General features: G+C 68.1%; 2 protein-coding genes. Both read left to right on the top strand.

The window, feature by feature from the left end; genetic code table 11:
- A partial coding sequence (locus A5780_RS40655; RefSeq protein ID WP_197521674.1) for a hypothetical protein occupies nt 1-825 on the top strand: 825 nt, incomplete at its 5' end.
- A 541-nt stretch (nt 826-1,366) separates the two neighbouring features.
- A partial coding sequence (mobF, locus tag A5780_RS06340) for a MobF family relaxase (protein ID WP_064907990.1) occupies nt 1,367-6,704 on the top strand: 5,338 nt, incomplete at its 3' end.

A 6,704-nucleotide genomic window follows, 5' to 3' on the forward strand; every position in this document is an offset into this window, starting at 1 on the left:
TTCCGCGACCGCGGCCTGCTCGCCGAACTCGCACCCTCCGTGTCGCTGCGGGTGCAGGGCGCGCAGCCGCGTAGCGACGAGGATGTGCAGGCGCGGTGGGACCTCGAGTTCGTCCACCACGTTGCCGAACAGCACACCCACGACGCCGCGGCCGCCGAACACAGTCGCCGCGTCTCCCACGACAACGCGCTCGCCTACGCCGACGCTCGCACCGGTGTGCGCGGAGACCTTCGGCCCGAGTTGCCGTTCCACGGCGACAGCGTCGACTACACCCGCGAAGCCATGACCCCGATCTCGGGGTGGCGCTGCGTCGCCTGCTTCATCGAACGCTCGAACCGCGACCAGCGCCTCATCCACTCCACAAGTGGACGGCGGCGTAGCGACGACGGGTTGTGCGACTCCTGCCGCAGCGACGACCGCACCCCGCGCCTGCCCGAGCTCCCCGCTGGGTTCACCGCCACCGATCTCGCCCGCACGTACTGCCGGTTCCTGGCCACCAGCTATCCGGGTGCCGCGCCCGCCCTGCTCGCTGAGACCCGCCGCCGCGCGCCGCGCTGGCTGACCGCCATCATCGACGAACACCTTCCCCAGCCTGAACACATCGAGCAGGCCGCCGACTCGAAGGCCGACGTCGAAACCGTTGCGGCACAGGCCAAGCCTGTGACCCGTCGCCGTCGTGGCCCGGTGACCGGTGCCGGGCAACGCCAGGCCCGCTGCGAAGGGTGCACCCGCATCCGCGCCATCCACGACGACGGGTTCTGCACCGAGTGCCGCGTCTGGCTCGGCCTCGTCACCCCACCCACACGCCAGACCGTCGCCGCCTAAAACGCGCGAGTCTCGATGCCCGGTCCGTCGCGGTGACACCCCTCCTGCGACGGACCGGCCACCACTCATCCTCTCCTGCAAGGAGTTTCTCGTACACGACCTGCTCATCTTCGTCGTCGGACTGCTCATCGGCTTCGCGCTCTCCGGCCAACCCGCTCATGACCGTCCACGGCACCCGCACGCCGGGCGACGACAAGCGCCCGCGCGACTGACCCGCTGCGCCGCGCGACCGCGGCGCTGTCGTGCTCGCTGCGTCGCCGTGGGGCGTGCGACAGCCGGCTCGCAGGCCCCAGCACTCTCCACATTCACTCTCACCCACTCACCCCAACACTCACTCACCCACAACACCACCTATTCCACTCACACCCATAACCCCATAACCCCATAACCCCTCACCCCCACATTCACTCACCCACCGCAAACCTCTTGCATCACGGAAGATAAGAATTTCCTTACAACCTGGCGAAATGCGCACTTTTGATAAAAACTACCTCCCTTCAACCTCTGGAAATTCCCGGTCCGTTGAGCTTGTGATGGATATGTGACGGCGACACTGCACAAAATTCTCGCCGGAGACAGCTACCGCTATTACCTGCGTCAAGTCGCTGCCGCCGACTCGACCGACCGCGGGCCCGGCACATTGGCCGACTACTACTCCTCTCACGGTGAGCAGCCCGGCACATGGTGGGGCAACGGACTGGCCGCCCTAAACCTGTCGCCCGGCGACGAGGTCACCGAAGAACAGATGAAGGCGCTGTTCGGTCAGGGCCGCCACCCCGACGCCGAAGCGATCGCCGCGCGCATCATCGCCACCGAAATCTCCTCGGGGGCCACCGTCGAAGAAGCGAAAGCAACAGCCGAGCGAGCCACCCGTTTAGGCAACCCGTATCGCACATTTTCCGGGGAAAACGAGTTCCGGAAACGGTGCGCGGAGGCATTCGCCGCGCACAATATCGACGCCGGTATCGAACCTCGGGCGGCAATTCCGGATGCGGTCCGGTCCCGGTTACGCACTGAAGTGGCGACCGCGATGTTCGCCGAAACCTATGAGCGGCTGCCGTTGGATGATCGTGAGTTGTCGGGGTTCGTCGCGAAGATCTCGCGCCCGAAATCGGCGGCGGTCGCCGGTTTCGATATCACTTTCTCTCCGGTCAAGAGCGTGTCGGCGTTGTGGGCGATCGCCCCGAAACCCGTCGCCGACCGCATAGCCGCCGCCCACGACGCCGCCGTGAACGACGCGCTCGACTGGCTGCAGAAGCACGGGATCTTCACTCGCGCGGGCCGCAACGGGGTACGCCAACTCGACGTCGACGGCATCATCGCCGCCCGGTTCATCCATCGCGAATCACGGTGCGGGGACCCGGATCTGCACACCCACGTCGTCATCGCCAACCGGGTCCGCGGCAGCGATGGCCGCTGGCGCACCCTCGACGCGGCGGTGATCTACCAGTACATGGTCACCGTCAGCGAGATCTACAACACTCGCCTCGAACACCGCCTGCACGCCGATATCGGTGTCGAGTTCACCGAACGTCCCGGCACCGACCCGAACAAACGCCCCATCCGTGAAATCGCCGGCATCCCGATGGCGTTGATCCGGCACTGGTCACGCCGCGACACCACGATCCGCCACCGCCTGGGTGAGCTGACCGTCGACTTCCACCAGCAACTCGGACGTGAACCCACGCCCACGGAAATGTGGCACCTCGCCCAAGTAGCGACCCTGCAAACCCGGCCAGCCAAACACCTGTCCCGATCCTGGGCCCAGCAACGCCGCGACTGGCATGCCGACGCCGCCACTGTCCTCGGCGGGCAGAACCACCTCGACCACCTCGTCGCCACAACCCTGAACCGGCCATCACACCCGCGGCCAAGCCCCGACCAAGCCGACGTCGGCGATATCGCTCGCGAGGTCGTGCAGGTGGTATCGGCGCAGCGTTCGGTCTGGAAATACCACCACGTCCGCGCCGAAACCGAGCGCCGCATCCGTGCGGTCACCAATCGCGACAACTGGGCTTCGGTCGCCGACGCCGTTGTCGCCGAAGCGCTCTCGCCCCGGCATTCACTCGCACGCACCGACCCCGAGATCGCTGCCGAGCCCGCCCTGGCCACGGTGCCCGAACCGTTCCAGCGTGACGACGGCGCCAGCGTCTACACCCGCGCCGGCACACAGGACGTCACTTCTGCGCGCCAACTCGATCTCGAATGCCGCCTCGCCGAACTCTCGGTGCAACCCGGCGCACGCCCGATCGACGAGAGGTTCGTGACCGCCGCCATCACCGCCTACAACGCCGATCCGGCGAACCGCGGCAAGAAACTCAACGCCGGCCAAACCGCCATGGTCACCCACTTCGCCACCTCCCCCGCGCGCATCGCCGTCGCCTCCGCACCTGCGGGCACCGGGAAAACCACCGCCATGCGCGTGCTCGTCGACGCCTGGCGCGCCTCCGGCGGAACAGTGCTCGGCCTGGCCCCCGAGGCCGCGCCCGCCGCGATCCTCGCCGAAGCCACCGGCGCCCGCGTCGAAACCGTCGACCGACTCCTGCACATCCTTGATCGACACCGACCACGCAATGACCCCGAAACCGCGCCATCGGCCGACGATTTCCCCGCCGCCGTACCGATGTGGGTCCACCAAATCGGCGAACTCACGCTGGTGATCGTCGATGAACATGTCAAGCTGTCGGATCGAAAACGGCTGCGGCTGTTCGAATTCCTCACCGCCCAGGGGGCCACCGTCCGGTGCGTCGGCGACGACAAACAACTGCCCTCGATCGACGCCGGCGGCGCCGGGATAGACGGCACCCACGCCCCCGATACGATCACGTTGACGCACGTGGTGCGCTTCGCCGACACCGCCGAAGCCACCGCCGGACTCGCACTGCGCGACGGCGACCCATCAGGACTCGGCTTCTACCTCGACCACCAGCGCATCCATTCCGGCAGCGCCGCCACCATCGCCGACAAAGCCTACGGCGCCTGGTTCGCCGACAAACACGCCAACCGCGACGCGATCATGCTCGCCCCGACCCACGACATCGTCACCGACCTCAACCACCGCGCCCGAACCGACCGCCTCGCCCGCACCACCGAAATAGCCTCCGCTACGACGGTATTGGGCGACGGGTTGTCCGCGTCCGCCGGTGATGTCGTCTGCACCCGCCGCAACAACCGCCGCCTGGCCCTGGGTGAACGCGACTGGGTGCGCAACGGCTACCGCTGGCGCGTCGACACCGTCCACGCCGACGGCAGCCTCACCGTCACCCATCTGCGCCCCGGCGGCCGGCCCGGCGACGCCACGGTGCTTCCGCCCGAATACGTCGGCCTGCATGTGCGTCTCGGGTACGCGATGACGATCGATTCCGCCCAAGGCACCACCGCCGACGCCTGCCATACCGTGCTCACGGGCAGCGAATCACGCAACCAGCTCTACGTCGCGATCACCCGCGGAATCCACGCCAACCACCTCTACGTCCCCACCACCATCGACGGCAGCGAAGCCTCTTTCTGGACCGAACCCGCCATCCTGCCCCGCACCGCCGTCGAAGTCCTGCAACACATCCTGGCCTGCGAGGCCACCCACACCAGCGCCCACACCGCCCTGCGCGACGCCCTCGACCCCTACCGCCGGCTCGGCCGCGCTGTCGACATCTACCTCGACGCCATCGGCGTCGCCACCGAACACACCCTCGGCGCCGACGCCCTCACCCGGCTCGACCACGAGGCCGAAACCCTGCTGCCCGGACTCACCGACGCACCCGCCTACCCCACCCTGCGCCAGCACCTGGCCATCCTCGCCCTCGCCGGCCACGACCCCGTCACCGCGCTGCGCGAGGCCATCGATGAACGCGAACTCGACACCGCGAAAGACCCTGCCGCCGTGTTGGACTGGCGCCTCGACACCAGCGGCGCACACTCCACCGGAACCGGACCCCTGCCCTGGCTGCTCGGCCTGCCACACCGGTTGTCCGACCCGGAACTTGCCGGCCAGCTACACGCACGTCGACGCATCGTCGCCGACCTGACCACCCAGATCACCATCGACGCCCGAACCTGGACCGCCGCCGGCGCACCGGTCTGGGCACGGCCCCTACTCGGCAATCGCGAGCTGATCGCCGAGCTGGCGGTGTGGCGGGCCGCCAACCACGTCCCCGACACCGACCTGCGCCCCACCGGCCCCGACCGTTTTCCCGCCCGCGAACGCGACCACCAAACACGGCTGAACGCCCGGGTGACCGATGCGCTGGGGGACCTGCACACCGCCACCCATACCTGGGAGCCACTGGTCAAACGCCTCGACACCCGCATCACCAGCGACCCCTGGTGGCCCGTCCTCGCCAACTATCTCGACACCGCCGCCGCGGCCGGACTCGACATCGACACCCTGCTCACCAACGCCACCGCCACCCGTCCGCTGCCCGACGACATGCCCGCCGCCGCCCTCTGGTCACGCCTGCGCCTCGACCCCTCCGCGCTCACCACCCACCCCGGACAGCCGCTACGCCCCGACTGGACACCGCACCTGCACGACATCCTCGGCCACGACGTCGCCGACCACGTCATCGCCGATCCCGCCTGGCCACGCCTGGTCGCCGCCATCGACACCGCACCCCCCGACTGGACACCCCACGACCTGCTCGCCACCGCATACGAATTGCTCCTCACCGCCACTGATGACACCACGTCACCACTGCGTGCCGATCAACTCGCCACCGCCTTGGCCTGGCGCATCGAAATACTCACCCACGCGACACCCGCCAGCGGAAACCGCCACACCTCAAGCGAATACGAGAACCGCATGCCCTCACCTGACCCCGACCACCGAGACTCACACCTCGGTGACCACAACGCGCGCCCGGCGCCGGCCGACATTGTTCACACCATCGGTGACCTGGTCTCCTCCCACCGCATCGACGAAGCCCGAAAAGCCTTCACCCGCCTCACCGCCGACCTCGACGACACCGAACGCGACATCCTCCGACGCGTCATCACCACACTGACCACCCGCGCCTACCCCACCGCGGTAGCGCGCCTGCGCTGGGCCGCCGACCGCTACCCCGAACACCGCGCCCTGATCCTCGCCGCCATCCCCACCACCAACCCCCACCTCTACCAACCCTCCGACAACACCGAACCCGGACGCGACCCGCGCACCGCAGCACGCGACCACACCGAACGAATCGACCCCACTCACCGGCGTCCGGCCCGCCCCGACCGACGCCGTGACTCCTTCGACACCTACAACCATTCCTTTGCCGACGTCGACACCGACCCCACCCACATGCCCGTCCCCGAAGGCACCGGCACCACACGACACCAGCCCACCCGCGAAACACCAGAACGTTCCGACACCACCAGCTTCCTCGCCGGCGCCGGCCACACCGTCGACTACGACCGCTACGCCGTCCAAGACCACCACCAACTCCCCTGCCTGGCATGCGGACTCGAACGCGCCCGCACCGACAACCACCCGGACCACTGCGACGACGGGCTCTGCAGCACCTGCCGCGACGACCACCAACCCGGCATCCCCGACCACGACCCCGCTGACCACACCACCGCCCGCTGCACATTCATCACCAACCACCACCCGCCCGCCGCAGCACTGGGCCTTCTGCGAAAAGACTGGCGCCACACCCGAAACCCCGCCGAACGGGCCACCATCGAAACCTTCGCCGACACCCTGCTCGCAGACGACACTCCGCACAACGCGAGCTCGGCACCCGATATCGACTTCGACGGCGCATTCGATCCGTCCGACCCCACACACATGCTCACCGACACCGAACTCACCCAAGCCATCGGCACACTCGAACGGCGCATCCAGCTCGCCGACAACGAAGCGATCATGTACGGGCCAGCACCCGGCACCACCAGCA

This window comes from Nocardia sp. 852002-20019_SCH5090214, assembly GCF_001665865.1.
Lineage (GTDB): Bacteria > Actinomycetota > Actinomycetes > Mycobacteriales > Mycobacteriaceae > Nocardia > Nocardia nova.